Below are 17,286 nucleotides of genomic sequence, written 5' to 3'. Positions count from 1 at the left end.
CATGAGTGAACAGAACCTGATCGAAGTGCGGGACCTGGCCGTGGAGTTCGTGACCGGGGACCAGGTCAACCGGGTGGTGGACAGCGTCAGCTTCGATATTCGCAAAGGCGAGACACTGGCCCTGGTGGGCGAAAGTGGCTCGGGCAAATCGGTCACCGCGCACTCGATCCTGCGCCTGCTGCCCTATCCCCTGGCCCGGCACCCCAGCGGCAGCATCCGCTACGAAGGCAAGGACCTGCTGCAGCAGAACGAGAAGACCCTGCAGCGCATTCGCGGCAACCGCATTGCCATGATCTTCCAGGAGCCGATGACCTCGCTCAACCCGCTGCATTGCATCGAGAAGCAGATCAACGAAATCCTCCTGCTGCACAAGGGCCTGACGGGCAAGGAAGCGACTGCGCGCACCCTGGAGTTGCTGGATATGGTCGGCATTCCAGAGCCGCGCAAGCGCCTCAAGGCCCTGCCCCACGAATTGTCGGGCGGCCAGCGCCAGCGGGTAATGATCGCCATGGCGCTGGCCAACGAGCCCGAGCTGCTGATTGCCGACGAGCCAACCACGGCGCTGGATGTGACCGTGCAGCTGAAGATCCTCGAGCTGCTCAAGGAATTGCAGGCGCGTATGGGCATGGCCCTGTTGCTGATCAGCCATGACCTGAACCTGGTGCGCCGCATCGCCCATCGTGTGTGCGTGATGCAGCGCGGGCAAATTGTCGAGCAAGCCGAATGCGCCACGCTGTTCAGCTCGCCACAGCATCACTACACCCAGATGCTGATCAATGCCGAGCCCAGCGGGCTGCCTGCGCACAATCCGGTGGGCGCGCCTTTGTTGGAGGTGGATGACCTCAAGGTGTGGTTCCCGATCAAGAAGGGCTTTCTGCAGCGCACGGTCGACCATGTGAAGGCGGTGGACGGGGTCAACTTCAGCTTGCCCCAGGGCCAGACGCTGGGCATTGTTGGCGAATCCGGGTCGGGCAAGTCCACATTAGGCCTGGCGATCTTGCGGCTGATTTCCAGCCAGGGCGGCATTCGCTTTCATGGGCAGAACCTCGAAGGGCTGAACCAGAAAGCCGTGCGCCCCCTGCGGCGGGAAATGCAGGTGGTGTTCCAGGACCCGTTTGGCAGCCTGAGCCCGCGCATGTGCGTGGCGGACATTGTCGGTGAAGGGCTGCGCATTCACGGCATTGGCACCGCGCAGGAACAGGAAGCGGCGATTATCGCGGCCCTGGAGGAAGTAGGCCTGGACCCGCGCACGCGCCATCGCTACCCCCATGAGTTTTCCGGCGGGCAGCGCCAGCGCATTGCCATTGCCCGGGCGCTGGTGTTGAAGCCAGCACTGATTCTGCTGGATGAACCCACGTCCGCACTGGACCGCACCGTACAGCGGCAGGTGGTGGAATTGCTGCGTAACCTGCAGCAAAAGTACAACCTGACCTACCTGTTCATCAGCCATGACCTGGCGGTGGTGAAGGCGTTGAGTCACCAGTTGATGGTGATCAAGCATGGGCATGTGGTGGAGCAAGGGGACGCGCAGGCGATCTTCCATGCGCCGCAGCATCCGTATACCCGACAGTTGCTGGAGGCGGCGTTTTTGGAGGTTGGGGGTTCGTAGGGAAAGGGGGCGTGTTCGCCTTGATTCATGCGGCGTGTTTGAGATCGAGCGCCGCGAGCGTGGTGCATAAGGCGTTGAAGCGGCAACCCAAATCACCGCTTCGATCCTGATGATGACCTCGGGACTTCGCATCAAGGTTGATTAATGTGCCGTGAGGGCCGCCCCTTTCGCGGGCACGCCCGCTCCCACGGGATCACCACAATCTTCAAGACTTGCAAATACCTGTGGGAGCGGGCGTGCCCGCGAAAGGGCCGGGCCAGGCAGCCGAGAAAATTAGCCCATCTGCTTGCCACGCCAACAGAATCAAGCAGCGGTGATCAATTTTTCTGACAATAATCGTCTTCCATCATCAGCCGAATAGGGCATAAATTCTCCGCCGTCAACTCCCAGTACCCACGGTAGAGCCCATGTCCAGTCCACAACACCAGCCCGCTTCCCCTGCCCTGGCCACCCTGATCCAGCGCTCCGGCCTGCCCAGCCCAACGCTGAGCGAAGCCCAGGCACACGCCGTGCTGCAGGCCCACTATGGCCTTGCCGGCAACCTTTCGGTACTGGGCAGCCAGCAAGACCTGAACTTTCGCGTGGTCACACCGCAGGGTGGCTATGTGCTGAAGGCCTGCCACGGCAGCTACGCCCAGCTGGAGCTTGAAGCCCAGCACGCCGCCCTGGCCTTCCTGCGCGATCAAGGTTTGCCGGTACCCGCCGTGCGCTCAGCCCACAACGGCATGGGGTTGCTGGAACTGGACATCGACGCGCAACCACTGCGCCTGCGCCTGCTCGATTACATCGAAGGCCAACCGCTGACCCGCCTCAAGCACATGGAGCCGCGCCTGATGGCTGAACTGGGCGGGCTCTGTGCAAAGCTGGACAAGGCGCTTGCCCATTTCGATCACCCAGGCCTTGCGCGCACCTTGCAATGGGACCCTCAGCATGCCGGGGCACTGATCGATCACCTGCTACCGGTGCTGCAGGACGGCGGGCAGCGCGCCCGCATCGAACACGCCACGCGACAGGCCAACGAGCGCCTGTTGCCGCTGGTCGATCAACTGCCCAGTCAGGCCGTGCACCTGGACATCACCGACGACAACACCGTGTGGGCCCGTGATGCCCAGCGTCAGTGGCAACTGCAAGGCGTGATCGATTTCGGCGACCTGCTGCGCACCTGGCGTATCGCCGACCTGTCGGTGACCTGCGCTGCGCTGTTGCACCACGCCGAGGGTGACCCACTGCGCATCCTGCCCGCCGTGCAGGCCTACCAGGCGCTCAACCCGCTGACCGAGGCCGAACTGCGCGCCTTGTGGCCGCTGGTGGTGAACCGCGCTGCCGTGCTGGTGCTGAGCAGCGAACAACAGCTAACCGTCGACCCGGGCAACCAGTACACCCGCGATAACATTGCCCACGAATGGGAAATTTTCGACACGGCCACCGCCGTGCCTTTCGCCCTGATGGAGGTGGCCATTCTGCAGGCTGCTGGCCTGCAACCCACGGCGCCGGACTGGAGCGACTGCGCCCCCCTGCTCCCCGAGCTGGCCGGGCAGGCTGTCACACGGGTGGACCTGGGGGTCCTGAGCAAACACTTCGAGGCCGGCAACTGGGAGCAACCCGGTTACGACCTGCATCTGCTGACGTCGCAAGCCGCCCCGGCCTGCAGCCTGCACGGGCAGTACCGCCTGTCGCAAACCCATATCGATCGCCCCGAAGAGCCCGCCACCTGCGCCCTTTTCGTCGAGCTGCATGTGCCCAACGGCAGCCCGGTGCAAGCGCCGGCAGCCGGCACCTGGCAGCACCGCGGCGACGGCCGGGGCTGCCTGCGCACCCCGCATTGGGCTTTGTGGCTGCAAGGCCTGGAAGACGCACCGGCAGACGGCCAGGCCGTGGAGAAAGGCCAGCCCCTGGGCAGCAGCTGCGGCTTCCTCAGCGTGCAGGTATGCCTGGACAATGGCACCCAGCCGCCGCGCTTCGCCACGCCGTCACAAGCCGCCGCCTGGCTGGCCCTGTGCCCGTCACCGGCCGCCCTGCTGGGCTTCGATTGCGATGCCGAGCCGCTACCCGATCCGCAAGCGCTGCTGGCCCGCCGCGATGCCAGCTTCGCCCGCTCGCAGAAGCACTACTACGCGCAACCGCCGCACATTGAACGTGGCTGGCGCAACTACCTGATCGACATGCAGGGCCGTTCCTACCTGGACATGCTCAACAACGTCGCGGTGCTGGGCCATGGCCATCCACGCATGGTTGCCGAGTCGGCGCGGCAATGGTCGCTGCTGAACACCAACTCGCGCTTCCATTACGCAGCAATCACCGAATTCTCCGAGCGCCTGCTGGAGCTGGCCCCCGAAGGTTTCGACCGGGTGTTCATGGTCAACAGCGGCACCGAGGCCAACGACCTGGCGATTCGCCTGGCCTGGGCCTACAGTGGCGGGCGCGATCTGCTCAGTGTGCTGGAGGCCTACCACGGCTGGTCGGTGGCCACCGATGCCATCTCCACGTCGATCGCCGACAACCCGCAAGCCCTGGAAACCCGCCCGGACTGGGTACACCCAGTCGAAGCGCCGAACACCTTCCGCGGCCGCTTCCGCGGGGCCGACAGCGCCGCCGACTACCTGCAGGACGTCGACGCCAAGCTGGCTGACCTCGACGCCCGTGGCCGTCAGCTGGCGGGCATCATCTGCGAACCGGTGTACGGCAATGCCGGCGGTATCTCGCTGCCCGCAGGCTACCTGCGCGCAGCCTATGCCAAGGTCCGCGCCCGCGGCGGGGTGTGCATCGCCGACGAAGTGCAGGTGGGCTATGGCCGCCTGGGCGAGTACTTCTGGGGCTTCGAGGAACAGGGCGTGGTGCCGGACATCATTACCATGGCCAAGGGCATGGGTAACGGCCAGCCACTGGGCGTGGTCATCACCCGTCGCGAAATCGCCGAGGCGCTGGAGGCCGAGGGCTACTTCTTCTCCTCGGCCGGTGGCAGCCCGGTCAGTTGCCGCATCGGCATGGCGGTGCTGGATGTCATGCAGGAGGAAGGCCTGTGGGACAACGCCCGTGACACCGGGCGCTACTTCAAGGCACGCCTGCAGGCGCTGGTCGACAAGCACCCGCTGGCCGGAGCGGCACATGGCTCGGGCTTCTACCTGGGGCTGGAACTGGTGCGCGACCGCACCACCCTGGAGCCGGCCACCGAAGAAACCATGATGCTGTGCGATCGCCTGCGTGACCTGGGCATCTTCATGCAGCCGACCGGCGACTACCTGAACATCCTCAAGATCAAGCCACCGATGTGCACCAGCCGGGCCAGCGTGGACTACTTTGTCGACAGCATTGACCGGGTGCTGGACGAAGGCCTGTAAGTGTCAAGGCGTGGGCCCGACGGCTGCGGCCCACGCCTGTAATGCCTCACACGCGGCCATGGCCACCTGTTCATCGGTGCGCCCGGTGAACTGCCGCTCGATCGCATCGGCGGCAATCAGCCCGGCAATGGTGGGCTTGCCGACAGCATCGGTCAGGTCCAGCCATTCCCCCCAACTGGCGGGTACGTCGTACCAGCGCAGGTAGCCTGAGGGTGAGCACGGCCACCATCGCTCATCGAACTGCAGAATCACTTTCTCCAGCTTGCCCATCCCCAGATGCGCCAGCGCTCCCTGCTGTGTTTCAGGTAACGCAGGGGTAAAGTGCAACGTTTTCAGAACACCCACCGGGACTGTGCAAATGCAGAAGTCGCACACCTCTTCATTCACCTTGACGCGCGCGCTCGACCAGTCGATGTGGGTGACAGGACTGTTCAGGCGGATATCCAGGTGCTTCGACAGCAAGTCGACAAGCTCGCTGTAGCCGCCTGGCAGCATACGATCACCATGCCCGACCCCCGCTTCATCCAAGGCACAGACCGACAGTTGTTCGACGGGCAAACACGCTTCCAGTACAAGGTTGGCGTCGATGGCGAACTGCGTGGCACGCGCGAGCGCGGGGTCGAGTGTGGCCATGTAGCCATTGATCGCGTCAGGCAAAGGCTGTTGCCGATCGAGACGCCTGGTCAAGGTATCCCAGGCGGCGTCGATATCCGGCAACGCCCCGCCGCGTGCTGCCGCAAGCGGGCAACTGAAATCGGTCTCGACGCAAACCAAGCCATGCTGAAGTGCAACAGCGGCCAATGGATTCTCGGCGAAATGCTGAAGCCATGCCGCACCTTCATCTGCTTTCACGCCGCCCAACTCGACAGTGTGCGTACGCCCACCCGTTCGCCCACGCGCCTCCAGCACCGTGCAATCGACCCCCCTTTCCCGCAAGCGTTGAGCGGCAGCCAGGCCTGCACACCCCGCACCGATCACGATCACCTTGCTCGCACCGGCACTCACGGCTGCCTCGGCGGCACGCAGCCCATCATTCCACGCACCATGAGTCATTGCCGGAGCGCTGGCATTACAAGCTTCTCCAGCGATGACCAAGCGCCCATGCAGCACTTGGCCCAGGGCGCTTCGATGCAACGGCGACCCTCCAGGCAGCAAGGCACTGTAGGCACCGAGGCTGAATGGGTCGCAGCTCCAGTGGGTGACATGCCACGCGGTTGGTCTGTGCACGCTTTTCTCCATTGAGGGGGCTGTCCTGCAGGTGCATTAATGTTCATAATTTTTAGCAATAAAAGATGATCATCATCAGGTTTACTGACAATGGCCTTTACCAGCGACTCCCTGGCGATTTTCCTCGCGGTGCTCGATGCCGGCTCGTTCTCCGCCGCCGCCCGCAAGCTGGGCCGTGTGCCTTCAGCCGTGAGCATGGCAATCGCCCAACTGGAAGCGGAACTGGACCTGCCCCTGTTCGACCGGGCCACGCGCAAAGCCTTGCCCACCAACGCCGCCCTGGCGCTGGAGCCCCAGGCCAGGCAGGTCATCTGCCAACTCAACCTGCTGGATGCCCAGGCCCTGCAATTGCACAAAGGCCTGGAAAAGCGCCTGACCATCGCCATGGCGCCCGAGTTGCAGACCGGCCGCTGGAGCCAGCCGCTGGAAATCCTCGCCCAGGCATTTCCCAGCCTGGAAGTCGAGGTACGTTCGGCCACCCAGACCGAAGCCATTCGCCTGCTGCATGACGGCAGTGTGCAATTGGCATTGGTGTTCGAACGGCCCGGCATCGATGAGCGCGAATCCTTCCTCGAAGCCGGCAGCCAACTGCTGGTGGCCGTTGCCTCACCACGCCATCCGGCCGGGCAGAACAGCGGTACGCCATTGCCTGAAGAGGCCTTTGCCGAACAACGGCAGATCATCGTGGCTTCGGGCAAGGCCACCGGATCGGACCCACGCATGGTGCTGTCCCGGCGCATCTGGCTGACCGACAGCTACCTGGCCACGCTGGACCTGGTGCAGTCCGGGCTGGGCTGGGCCTACCTGCCGCAGCCATTGGTCGAACCGCTGATTGCCTCGGGCGCGCTGGCCGAGGTGCGCTTCGACAACATGGCCAGCCGCCTGCGCTTGTGGGTAGACATCATCTGGATCAAGTCGCGCCCGTTGGGCCTGGGTGCGCGACGCTACCTGGAAGTCATTCGCCAGCTGTTCGAGAAGGAGCCCCCCAGGGCCTGACACCCTTGCGCACGTCCAGGCCCTGCAGGCGATCGCCTTTGGGAGGGTTATGCTGTCGGCGCTACCAACCTGTAGCCAACCCCCGCCTCGGTAATGATGAACCGCGGCGCCGTGGGGTCATCGCCCAGCTTCTGTCGCAGATGCCCGACCACGATGCGCAGGTAGTGGGTATCCTCCGCATGGGTCGGCCCCCAGATATCCTTGAGCAACTGCTGCTGGGTAATCACCCGCCCAGGGTGCCCGGCCAATAGCGCCAGCAAAGCATACTCCTTGCGTGTCAATGCCACCTCCACGCCGTCGAGCGTCACCCGGCGGAAGGCAAAATCCACCGTCAGCGGCCCAAAGCTGGCCGCCACTTCCGAGCCGCCGGCTTGTGGCACCTGGCGCAGCAACGCCCGCACGCGCGCGAGAAACTCCTGGATACCAAACGGCTTGGTCACATAGTCATTGGCGCCACCATCCAGCGCATCGACCTTCTGCACTTCACTGGCACGCACCGACAACACCATCACCGGCACTGCACTCCATTCTCGCAACTCACGCAGTACCTGCTGGCCGTCCATGTCCGGCAGCCCCAGGTCGAGCACCACCAGGTCCGGCTTGCCCAGTGCCGCCTGGGCCAACCCTTCGGCACCGGTGGCGGCCTCCAGCACCTTGTAGCCTTGCGAGGCCAGGCTGATACGCAGGAACTTGCGGATCTGCGGTTCATCGTCGATGACCAACAGGGTGGCGGAGTGGCTCATGGGGTTTCGCTTTCGGCTTCAGGTTGAGGAGGCAGCGGCAAGCATAGAGTGATGCTGGTGCCTTGGCCATCAATGCCTTCGCCCACCAGAATCTGCCCGCCATGGGCACCGATCATGCCCTGGCAGATAGCCAGGCCCAGCCCGGTACCCTGCCCGCCGCGATCGCCACGGGCGGCGGTGTAGAACATGTCGAAGATTTTCTCGCGGTCGGCTACGGGAATGCCGGGGCCCTGGTCGCTGACGGTCAAGCGCAGCTGGTCGTCATGCACGGCCACCTGCAGCTCAAGCCGACCATTGACCGGCGAAAAGCGTGCGGCGTTTTCCAGCACGTTGACCAGTGCCTGCTCGATCAACGCCGCATGCACGAACAGCAATGGCAGCTCGGCCGGCACGTCCGTGTGCACACGCAGCGGCGCCAGCACCACCCGCAGGCGGTTAAGCGCACTGCCGACGATATCCGCCGGGGCCACCCAGTCGCGGGCCAGCTTGAGGCCGCCATGGCCCAGGCGGGTCATGTCCAGCAGGTTCTGGATGTAGCGATCGAGGCGTTCGGCCTCGTTGCGGGTGCCCTCCAGCAGCTCGCGACGGTCTTCGGCCGGGATCGCGTCGCCCAACGCCAGCAGGCTGTCGATACTGCCACGCATGGCGGTCAACGGCGTGCGCAAGTCATGGGATACGGAAGCCAGCAGGGCGCTGCGCAGTTGCTCGGTTTCGCCGTGCAGGCGTGCGGCTTCCAGCTGTTCGGCCAGGCGTGCGCGGGCCAGGGCCTGGGCCAGGGGCTGGCCCAGGGCGGTGAGCAGGCGCCGCCGTGGGTCGCTGAGCGGCTGCCCGTTGCGCGGGCGCACGCCCAGCAGCGCCAGCGGCTGATCGTCCACCGCCAATGGCCACCACCACCAGCGGCCATTAGGCAGGGTATCGCTGCCGTGGCCGGCGGCCTGCCCGTGCTGCCAGGCCCAATCGGCAGCCGCCCGTTCGGTGTCGCTGAAGGTGCAGGCTTCCCCGCTGGCCACTTGCAACTGGCCTTCGGCGTTGCGCTCCAGCAAGCACACCTGGGTGTCCTGCCAGCCGTCCAGGTGCTGGCCGGCAGCCTTGAATATGGCTTGGCGGTCGGTGGCTACCGTCAAGCGGCGAGACAGGTCGAGCAACTGGCTGGTCTGCGCCTGGGTCTCGCGCAGCGCCTGCAACTGGCGACGCTGGCGCGCGGCCAGGTTGCCGGTGAGCGCAGCCATCAACAGAAAGAACACCAGGGTCAGCACGTCTTCTTCGCGCTGAATGGTGAACGAGAAGTTGGGCGGTATGAACAGGAAGTCATAGGCCAGGAACGACAGCGCGGCGCAAGCCAGCGCAGGTCCCAGGCTACTGCGCACTGCGACCAGCAACACCGCCGCCAGGAACACCAGCGAGATATTGGGCAGCGCCAGCACACTGGACACCGCCCAGGCCAGACCCGCAGCCATCACGGTGGCCAGCAGCGCCAGCAGGTAATGACGCCACACCCACACCCGCCGCACGGCTGAACGCGGCGCTGGCGGCTGCACGTCGCGGTCCAGCACGTTGATTTCCAGGCCACGGCTTTCGCGCAGCAGCCGCGCCGCCACACCCGCGCCGAACAAACGCCGATGCAGGCGGTTGCGGGATTGCCCGACCAGCACCAGGCTGGCCCGCCGCTCGACAGCATGCTGGATCAGCGTGCGGGCCACTTCCCCAGCCCGCAGCAGCACCACCTCCCCGCCCAGTCGCTCGGCCAGTTGCTGCGCGGCTTGCAAACGATGCCGTGCGGTTTCGTCACGCAGGCGGCCGTTGTCCACATGCACCAGGCTCCAGGGCAGGTGGCGGCGCTGGGCCACGCGGCTGGCATGGCGCACCAGGCGTTCGGCCTGGTCGTCACCGTCTATGCCCACCAGCAACCGGCCGCGCAAGGCCGGCGCCTCCTGGCCGCGCTGACGATAGCCGTGGGCCAGGTCGGCATCGACCTGAGCAGCGGCGGTCTGCATGGCCAGCTCGCGCAGGGCGGTGAGGTTGGTTTGCGAAAAATACGCATCGATGGCCGCCCGAGCCTGCTCGGGCACGTACACCTTGCCTTCACGCAGGCGTTCGAGCAGCTCTCGCGGAGGCAGGTCGATCAGCACCAGCTCGAACGCCTCCTGCAGCACCCAGTCCGGCAGGGTCTCGCGCACTTGCACGCCGGTAATGTCACGGACCTTGTCGTTGAGGCTTTCCAGGTGCTGGACGTTGACCGTGGTGTACACGTCGATGCCCGCGGCCAAGAGTTCTTGTACGTCCTGCCAGCGTTTGGCGTGGCGGCTGCCGGGGGCGTTCGTGTGGGCCAGTTCGTCCACCAGGGCCAACGCCGGCGCGGCACGCAGCAGGCCGTCAAGGTCCATTTCCTCGAGGGTGACGCCACGGTACTGGCTGCGCAGCAAGGGCTGCTGATGCAGCCCTCCGAGCAACGCTTCGGTTTCGGCGCGGCCATGGGTTTCGACCACCCCGGCCAACACCTGCACGCCCTGGCGTTGCTGGGCGTGTGCGGCCTGGAGCATGGCGAAGGTCTTGCCGACGCCGGGGGCAGCGCCGAGGAACACCTTCAGCCGGCCCCGGCCGGTGCGTGGGAGGTTGGCCAACAGCGCATCGGCGCGGGCGGAGTCACTCATGTTTCATCCTTTGCTTTTTCCAGCAGCCGGCCACTTCAGGGAAAGCCCCCTTAACGTGTAGGAGCGGGTTTACCCGCGAATACGTCAGTGGCACCACCACCGCATTCGCGGGTGAACCCGCTCCTACAGGCGTCCTGCCAGCGCTTCGATTACCTGACAATGGCGAGCTTTTCCAAGGCCTGGTTCAACGCCAGCACGTTGACCACCGGCGGGCCGATCAATGGGTGGAGGGTGGCCTGTTCCAGCAAGGCTTGCAAGCGCTCGACCGGCAGCTGCCGTGCCGCCGCCACCCGCGGGATCTGATAGGCCAAGGCCTCCGGTGGCAGGTGCGGGTCCAGGCCGCTGCCCGAGGTGGTCAGCAGCGCCTGCGGCACTGGCCCCTGCTGCGCCTGATACAACGTGGCCGCATCGCCCTTTACCCGCTCAGCCAGCGCCGGGTTGCTCGGCGACAGGTTGCTGGCGCCGCTGGCCACGGTCGCGTAGGCACCTGCCGAGGGCCGCGAGTGGAACCAGCCATCGCCCTGGAAGTCCTGGGCGATCAATGCCGAACCCCGCACCTGGCCTTGCGCATCGCGTACCAGGCTACCGTTGGCCTGGTTCGGGAAAGCGACTTGGGCAATACCGGTCACCGCCAGCGGATACAGGGCGCCCGTCACCAGGGTCATCAACAAAGCCAGGCTCAATGCCGGGCGTAGATAAGCAGTCATGGCGGCCTCCTCAGACCAGGTTCAGGGCGTTGAGCAGCAGGTCGATCAGCTTGATCCCGGCAAACGGCACCACAATGCCGCCCAGCCCGTAGATCAGCAGGTTGCGCCGCAACAGGTGCGCCGCACTGGCCGCCTGCACGCGCACCCCACGCAGCGCCAGCGGGATCAGCACGATGATGATCAGCGCGTTGAACACGATCGCCGACAGGATGGCGCTCTGCGGGCTGGCCAGTTGCATCAGGTTGAGCACACCCAGTTGCGGGTAGATGGCAGCGAACAGCGCCGGCAGGATGGCGAAGTATTTGGCCACGTCGTTGGCAATGGAGAACGTTGTCAACGCACCGCGGGTGACCAGCAGCTCCTTGCCGACCTGGACTACGTCCAGCAGCTTGGTCGGGTCGCTGTCCAGGTCGACCATGTTGGCGGCCTCCCGCGCAGCCTGAGTGCCGTCGTTCATGGCCATGCCTACGTCAGCCTGGGCCAGTGCCGGGGCGTCGTTGGCACCGTCGCCACACATGGCAACCAGGCGGCCTTCATTCTGCTCCTGGCGAATGCGCGCCAGCTTCTTCTCGGGCGTGGCCTCGGCCAGCACGTCATCGACCCCCGCTTCGGCGGCGATGGCGGCCGCAGTCAACGGGTTGTCGCCGGTTACCATCACCGTGCGGATGCCCAGCTTGCGCAGCTCGGCGAAGCGCTCGCGGATGCCAGGCTTGACCACGTCCTTGAGGTGGATCACACCCAGCAAGCGCTTGTCGACGCACACCAGCAACGGGGTGCCACCACTCTGCGCGATGCGTTCGACTTCACGGGCCAGCGCCGCCGGCATTTCCAGGCGTTGCATACCGACGAAGGCCAGCACCGCATCGACGGCGCCCTTGCGGTACCGGTGCTGCTGGAAGTCGATGCCCGACAGGCGTGTCTCGGCGCTGAAAGCCACCGCTTCGAACTGCCCGGCAGGCGGGTCGACAAAGTCGTGCAACTGGCGCAGGTATTCGACAATCGATTTGCCTTCAGCGGTGTCGTCGGCCAGCGAGGCCAGCAAGGCGCCCTCCCCCAGCTCCTTGGCGGTAATGCCCGGTGCAGCATGCAGTGCGCTGCAGCGGCGGTTACCGAAGGTGATGGTGCCGGTCTTGTCGAGCATCAGCGTATGCACGTCCCCGGCCGCCTCGACGGCGCGGCCCGAGCGGGCAATGACATTCAGCCGTACCAGCCTGTCCATGCCGGCGATACCGATGGCCGACAGCAGGCCGCCGATGGTGGTCGGGATCAGCGTCACCAGCAGCGCGGCCAGGAAGATCAGCGGCAGGCTGCCACCCACGAAGTGGGCGAACGGCTGCAAGGTCACCACCACGATCAGGAAAATCAGGGTCAGGCCGATCAGCAGGATGTCGAGGGCGATTTCGTTCGGGGTCTTCTGCCGCTTGGCCCCTTCAACCAGGGCGATCATGCGGTCCAGGGTCGACTCGCCCGGGTTGCTGGTGATGCGGACAAGCAGCCAGTCGGAGACCAGCCGCGTATTGCCGGTCACCGCCGAGCGGTCGCCACCTGATTCGCGTATTACCGGCGCGGACTCGCCGGTAATGGCGGCCTCGTTGACGGCCGCAATGCCTTCAATCACCTCGCCGTCGCCGGGGATCATTTCGCCGGCGACCACGCGTACCACGTCATCCTTGCGCAGCGCGCTGGCAGCTACCGTCTCGTAGCTGCCATCACGCAGACGACGCTGGGCGGTCAGGCCCTGGCTGCCGGCCTTGAGGCTGTCGGCGCGGGCCTTGCCACGGCCCTCGGCCAACGCCTCGGCGAAGTTGGCGAACAACACGGTGAACCACAGCCACAGGGCAATCTGCACCGCAACGCCGGTACTCACGCCGCCGCCGGGGGCAAAACACAGCACGGTGGTCAGCACCGCGGTCAGGGCCACCACCAGCATTACCGGGGAGCGCTTGAGCTGACGCGGGTCGAGCTTGACGAACGCCTGCACCAGCGCCGGGCGCCACAGCGCGGCGAAGCGGGTCTGGTCCTTGGCATTGTGCCGGCTATTCACTTCAGGAATGGGCATGTTCATGATCGGTCCTCAAAAACCCAGGCTAAGGTGTTCGGCGATTGGCCCAAGGGCCAGGGTCGGCAGGAAGGTCAGGCCACCGACAAGCAGGATGGTCACCAGCAGCAAGCCGGTGAACAGCGGGCCGTGAGTCGGGAAGCTGTTCTGCCCCAGCGGCGCGCTTTTTTTCGCCGCCAGGCTGCCGGCCAACGCCAGTATCGGCAGGATGTAGCCGAAGCGGCCGATGAGCATGGCCAGGCCGATCATCAGGTTGTGGTACACGGTGTTGGCGCCAAACCCGGCAAAGGCCGAGCCGTTGTTGGCCGAGCCCGAGGTATAGGCGTACAGCAACTGGCTGAAACCATGCGCCCCCGGGTTGGTGACCGCCCCGGCCGGGCCGGGCAGGCTGGCGGCGATGGCGCCAAGTACCAGCACGCCGACCGGCATCACCAGCAGGGTTGCCACCAGAAGCTGCACTTCACGGGCCTGCAGCTTCTTGCCCAGGTATTCCGGGGTACGGCCAATCATCAGCCCGGCCAGGAACACCGCGATAAGGACGAACAGCAGCATGCCGTAGAGGCCCGCGCCGACGCCGCCGAATATCACCTCGCCGACCATCATGTTGACCATCGCCACCATACCGGTCAGCGGGTTCAGGCTGTCGTGCATGGCGTTGACCGAACCGTTGGAGGCGGCGGTGGTGGTGACCGTCCACAGCACCGAACCGGTGGTGCCGAAGCGGCTTTCCTTGCCCTCCAGGGGGGCGGTCTGCTGCACCTGCGTGCTTTCCAGGGCCGGGTTTGGCTGGTGCTCGGACCACAGCGCCGTGCTACCGCCGATCAGGAACAGGGCAAGCATGCAGGCGAGGATGGCGCGGCTCTGACGCAGGTCCTTCACGTAGTGACCGAAGGTGAACACCAACGCCACCGGAATGAGGATGATCGATGCCACCTCGAACAGGTTGCTCCAGGCCGTTGGGTTTTCGAACGGGTGCGCCGAGTTGACGCCGAAGAAGCCACCGCCATTGGTACCCAATTGCTTGATGGCGATCTGGCTGGCGGCCGGCCCCAGCGGAATGGTCTGGTCGGCACCTTGCAAGGTCAGCGCGTGGGCGTAGTCGGCAAAGGTCTGCGGTACGCCCTGCCACACCAGCAACAGCGCCAGCAGCAAGCACAGCGGCAGCAGGCCGTAGAGGGTGGCACGGGTCATGTCGACCCAGAAGTTGCCCAGCGTCGTCGCGCTGCGCCGGGCGATACCGCGGCACAGGGCAACCAGCACGGCCAGGCCGGTGGCAGGGCTGACAAAGTTCTGCACGGTCAGGCCAAGCATCTGGCTCAGGTAGCTGACCGACGCCTCACCGCTGTAGGCCTGCCAGTTGGTGTTGGTAACGAAACTGACGGCGGTGTTGAACGCCAGCGACCATTCCTGGCCAGGCAGGTGCTGAGGGTTGAGTGGCAGGTAGCCCTGCAACAGCAGCACGGCGAACAGCAGCAGGAAGCCGACCAGGTTGAACGCCAGCAGGGCCAGGGTGTATTGCCGCCAGTTCTGCTCCTGGCTGGCGTTCACACCCGCCAGCCGGTAACAGCCCTGCTCGACCGGCCCCAGCACAGGCGTCAGCCAGGTACGCTGGCCTTCCATGACCTTGAAGTAGAACCGCCCGAGCCAGGGTGCTGGTAGCAGCACAATGGCAAAGAATGCCAGGAGCAAGGCGAAATCGTAACTGTGCATGGCCGCTCCCTAGCTGCGATCGGCGCGCAGCAGCGCCACCAGCAGATAAAACGCCAATGCCACTGCCAGCAGCAGTGACAGCCCGTCGAGCATGTTCATGTGTGGTTCTCCCCGTGTTACGGCTTGGGCCGCTTTGGGGAAATTGTCCGAGGGAGGGGCGTAAAGGGGCGAGATCGGGGGATGGGGGTGGGGATAAAGAATGCGTAAAGATCAGCGTTGTGGTTTGCCTGTAACGGCCTCTTCGCGGGCTCGCCCGTTCCCACGGGCACTGCACAGCCTTCACGGCCTGTGTGGTAGCTGTGGAAGCGGGCAAGCCCGCAAAAGGGCCGACGCAGGCTTACTGTTGTGGAGGCTGCGCCGCGTTACGGCTCCAGTCCAGCAGGAGGCTGTAGCCCACCGCCAGCAAGGTCGGCCCGATGAACAGGCCAATGAAGCCGAAGGCAAGCAAGCCGCCGAACACGCCCAGCAGCACGATCACCAGCGGCAGGTTGCCACCACGGCTGATCAGGTAGGGTTTGAGCACGTTGTCCACGCCGCTGATGACGAAGGTGCCCCAGACGCCCAGGAACACCGCCATGCCGTATTCGCCCTTCCACACCAGCCAAGCGGTGGCCGGGATCCAGGCCAGTGGCGGCCCCATGGGGATCAGGCTGAGCATGAAGGTCACCAACCCCAGCACGATCGCCCCAGGCACCCCCGCGATCAGGAAGCCGATCAGCGCCAGCAGGGCCTGCGCGGCCGCCGTGCCGATCACCCCGTTGACCACCCGCTGCACGGTAGCGGCTACCAGGTCCAGGTAATACTCGGCGCGTTCGCCCACCAGCCGGTGCAGCAAGCGCAGCACGAATGCCGCCAAGCGTGGCCCGTCGCGGTAGAAGAAGAACACGAACACCAGGCTCAGGGTCAGTTCCAGCACGCCGCTGCCGATCTGCGCGCTGCGCGCCAGCAACCAGTTGCCCACCTGCCCAAAGTAAGGCTTGATCGAGGTAAGCAAGGCTGCGCCTTGCTCGTCCAGCGATTGCCAACCGTTGACCAGACGCTCGCCAACGAATGGAATGCCACCCAACCAGGCCGGTGCATCGGGCAGGCCGTCGACCTGCACGTCACGCACAAACGCCGTAGCGTCGCGAATGTGATCGGCCAGGTTGAACCCCAGCCACACCAGCGGCAGTGCCACGATCAGGATCCAGGCCATGGTCAGCAGGCCGGCTGCCAGCGTCTCACGACCGCCCAGCAGGCGCGTAAGGAAGCGCATCAACGGCCAGCTGGCAAAGGCCAGGATGGCCCCCCACAACAATGCCGATATGAACGGTGCCATCACCCACAGGCCGGCACCTAGCAACGCCACCAGCAGAATCTGGACCAGCAGGCGATCATTGTTAACCATGAGGGTGCTCGTTCAAGGGATCAGTTCAAGGTGCAGGCCGTCTGTAGGCGCACTGCCGACTTCAAGACGGCGATTGCGCACCCCGGCCTTGACCAGCGCCTCGCGCCAGGCCTCAGCCTGGGCGCCACTGAGGCTGACACGCAAGGTGCTGTCAAGGTTCAGGCTGCGGGCCAGCAGGTTTACCCAGGCGTCTTGCGGCGCAGCAAGGTCAGGGTAGTCGAGCTTGCCGGTGTCACGCATTTCGCGCAGCACCGTGGCAGCGGTTGGCAGCAGCTCGCCCAGCGGGCTGCCTGCGATGAACTCTTCCACATGCAGATAGGCACGGCGGTTGCCACGGGTAACGCTGTACAGCGCGACCAGGGTGTCGGCCTCGTCTGCCGAGCGGCGTAGCAGGATGAACGCCTGCTGCTCGTCGCCTCCGTTGAGGCGGGCATTGGCGAACACATCATTGGCCCACAGGCTGGCCTCACCGCAATCACGCCCCTGACACCAGAACAACGGGTAGCCACCGTCGCGCACAAGTGCTTCGCGGGCACTGGTGAAGGCCTCGCGTGCAGTCCGCTCGACGGGCAATTCGTAGGTTACCGAGCTGACTTGACCGCGGCTTTCGACTTTGTCATCGACCCGCAGGCGGCCACTGATCTTGCGTAGCGGGCCCATCGGGTAGACCCGCTCCTGTTCCGTCGCCGGGCGTTGATCGACCACCTTGGCGTCCTGCGGGACCGGCAGGACGCCGGCCCACGACACGGGGGTGGCGAGCACCAGACAGGCAGCCAAGGCAGTGCGAATGGAAACGGGTACGCTCATTGGCGAACCAGGCGGCGCTCAGCGCCGAATTGAAGCTCCAGGATGTCTGGCA

At 65.2% G+C, this 17,286-nt stretch carries 12 protein-coding genes; 3 read left to right on the top strand and 9 right to left on the bottom strand.

The window, feature by feature from the left end; all coding sequences use genetic code 11:
• The first annotated feature begins 1 nt into the window (after position 1).
• Positions 2 to 1,609, top strand: coding sequence for an ABC transporter ATP-binding protein (locus tag KW568_RS09205; RefSeq protein WP_004576951.1), 1,608 nt, complete (start codon positions 2 to 4; stop codon positions 1,607 to 1,609).
• A 407-nt stretch (positions 1,610 to 2,016) separates the two neighbouring features.
• On the top strand, positions 2,017 to 4,947 hold the full coding sequence (locus KW568_RS09200; RefSeq protein WP_004576952.1) for an aminotransferase: 2,931 nt from the start codon (positions 2,017 to 2,019) through the stop codon (positions 4,945 to 4,947).
• Positions 4,948 to 4,950: 3 nt separating this feature from the next.
• Here KW568_RS09200 and KW568_RS09195 read toward each other — a convergent pair whose 3' ends face one another.
• On the bottom strand, positions 4,951 to 6,186 hold the full coding sequence (locus KW568_RS09195) for an NAD(P)/FAD-dependent oxidoreductase (protein ID WP_004576953.1): 1,236 nt from the start codon (positions 6,184 to 6,186) through the stop codon (positions 4,951 to 4,953).
• A 78-nt stretch (positions 6,187 to 6,264) separates the two neighbouring features.
• On the opposite strand from KW568_RS09195, the gene KW568_RS09190 reads away from it, so the two are divergent.
• The gene (locus tag KW568_RS09190) at positions 6,265 to 7,170 is read left to right on the top strand and encodes a LysR family transcriptional regulator (RefSeq protein WP_003251473.1); all 906 of its coding nucleotides are present in this window, start codon (positions 6,265 to 6,267) and stop codon (positions 7,168 to 7,170) included.
• A gap of 47 nt (positions 7,171 to 7,217) precedes the next feature.
• Here the strand turns inward: KW568_RS09190 and KW568_RS09185 are convergent, their stop codons facing one another.
• The 8 genes from KW568_RS09185 to KW568_RS09150 form a co-directional block, all read right to left on the bottom strand.
• Positions 7,218 to 7,913: a response regulator gene (locus KW568_RS09185; RefSeq protein ID WP_003251475.1), complete on the bottom strand. Its 696-nt coding sequence runs from the start codon at positions 7,911 to 7,913 to the stop codon at positions 7,218 to 7,220.
• Entirely contained in the window at positions 7,910 to 10,564 is a 2,655-nt protein-coding gene (locus KW568_RS09180) for a sensor histidine kinase KdpD (protein WP_003251477.1), read from the bottom strand. The genes KW568_RS09185 and KW568_RS09180 overlap by 4 nt, the downstream gene beginning before the upstream one ends.
• A 149-nt stretch (positions 10,565 to 10,713) precedes the next feature.
• The gene (kdpC, locus tag KW568_RS09175) at positions 10,714 to 11,271 is read right to left on the bottom strand and encodes a potassium-transporting ATPase subunit KdpC (protein WP_003251480.1); all 558 of its coding nucleotides are present in this window, start codon (positions 11,269 to 11,271) and stop codon (positions 10,714 to 10,716) included.
• Positions 11,272 to 11,281: 10 nt separating this feature from the next.
• Entirely contained in the window at positions 11,282 to 13,336 is a 2,055-nt protein-coding gene (gene kdpB, locus KW568_RS09170) for a potassium-transporting ATPase subunit KdpB (protein ID WP_004576954.1), read from the bottom strand.
• Positions 13,337 to 13,345: 9 nt separating this feature from the next.
• Positions 13,346 to 15,040, bottom strand: a complete 1,695-nt coding sequence (gene kdpA / locus KW568_RS09165) for a potassium-transporting ATPase subunit KdpA (protein ID WP_004576955.1) — start codon at positions 15,038 to 15,040, stop codon at positions 13,346 to 13,348.
• 9 nt (positions 15,041 to 15,049) lie between these two features.
• Entirely contained in the window at positions 15,050 to 15,139 is a 90-nt protein-coding gene (gene kdpF / locus KW568_RS09160; RefSeq protein ID WP_003251485.1) for a K(+)-transporting ATPase subunit F, read from the bottom strand.
• Between the two features lie 238 nt (positions 15,140 to 15,377).
• The gene (locus tag KW568_RS09155; protein WP_004576956.1) at positions 15,378 to 16,427 is read right to left on the bottom strand and encodes an AI-2E family transporter; all 1,050 of its coding nucleotides are present in this window, start codon (positions 16,425 to 16,427) and stop codon (positions 15,378 to 15,380) included.
• Positions 16,428 to 16,439: 12 nt separating this feature from the next.
• A complete protein-coding gene (locus KW568_RS09150; protein ID WP_003251489.1) occupies positions 16,440 to 17,234 on the bottom strand; it encodes a DUF4892 domain-containing protein in 795 nt (264 codons plus the stop codon).
• Positions 17,235 to 17,286: the final 52 nt, after the last annotated feature.

It is taken from the genome of Pseudomonas sp. HD6515 (genome assembly GCF_024971855.1).
GTDB classification, from domain to species: domain Bacteria; phylum Pseudomonadota; class Gammaproteobacteria; order Pseudomonadales; family Pseudomonadaceae; genus Aquipseudomonas; species Aquipseudomonas alloputida.
This window is presented reverse-complemented; position numbering and strand designations above follow the sequence as displayed.

What these genes read in the sequence shown, in the direction of transcription:
- kdpB (WP_004576954.1), bottom strand. Translation starts at nt 13,336, where the DNA reads ATGAACATGCCCATTCCTGAAGTGAATAGCCGGCACAATGCCAAGGAC.
- kdpF (WP_003251485.1), bottom strand. Translation starts at nt 15,139, where the DNA reads ATGAACATGCTCGACGGGCTGTCACTGCTGCTGGCAGTGGCATTGGCG.
- KW568_RS09205 (WP_004576951.1), top strand. Translation starts at nt 2, where the DNA reads ATGAGTGAACAGAACCTGATCGAAGTGCGGGACCTGGCCGTGGAGTTC.
- KW568_RS09180 (WP_003251477.1), bottom strand. Translation starts at nt 10,564, where the DNA reads ATGAGTGACTCCGCCCGCGCCGATGCGCTGTTGGCCAACCTCCCACGC.
- KW568_RS09155 (WP_004576956.1), bottom strand. Translation starts at nt 16,427, where the DNA reads ATGGTTAACAATGATCGCCTGCTGGTCCAGATTCTGCTGGTGGCGTTG.
- KW568_RS09185 (WP_003251475.1), bottom strand. Translation starts at nt 7,913, where the DNA reads ATGAGCCACTCCGCCACCCTGTTGGTCATCGACGATGAACCGCAGATC.
- KW568_RS09195 (WP_004576953.1), bottom strand. Translation starts at nt 6,186, where the DNA reads ATGGAGAAAAGCGTGCACAGACCAACCGCGTGGCATGTCACCCACTGG.
- kdpC (WP_003251480.1), bottom strand. Translation starts at nt 11,271, where the DNA reads ATGACTGCTTATCTACGCCCGGCATTGAGCCTGGCTTTGTTGATGACC.
- KW568_RS09150 (WP_003251489.1), bottom strand. Translation starts at nt 17,234, where the DNA reads ATGAGCGTACCCGTTTCCATTCGCACTGCCTTGGCTGCCTGTCTGGTG.
- KW568_RS09190 (WP_003251473.1), top strand. Translation starts at nt 6,265, where the DNA reads ATGGCCTTTACCAGCGACTCCCTGGCGATTTTCCTCGCGGTGCTCGAT.
- kdpA (WP_004576955.1), bottom strand. Translation starts at nt 15,040, where the DNA reads ATGCACAGTTACGATTTCGCCTTGCTCCTGGCATTCTTTGCCATTGTG.
- KW568_RS09200 (WP_004576952.1), top strand. Translation starts at nt 2,017, where the DNA reads ATGTCCAGTCCACAACACCAGCCCGCTTCCCCTGCCCTGGCCACCCTG.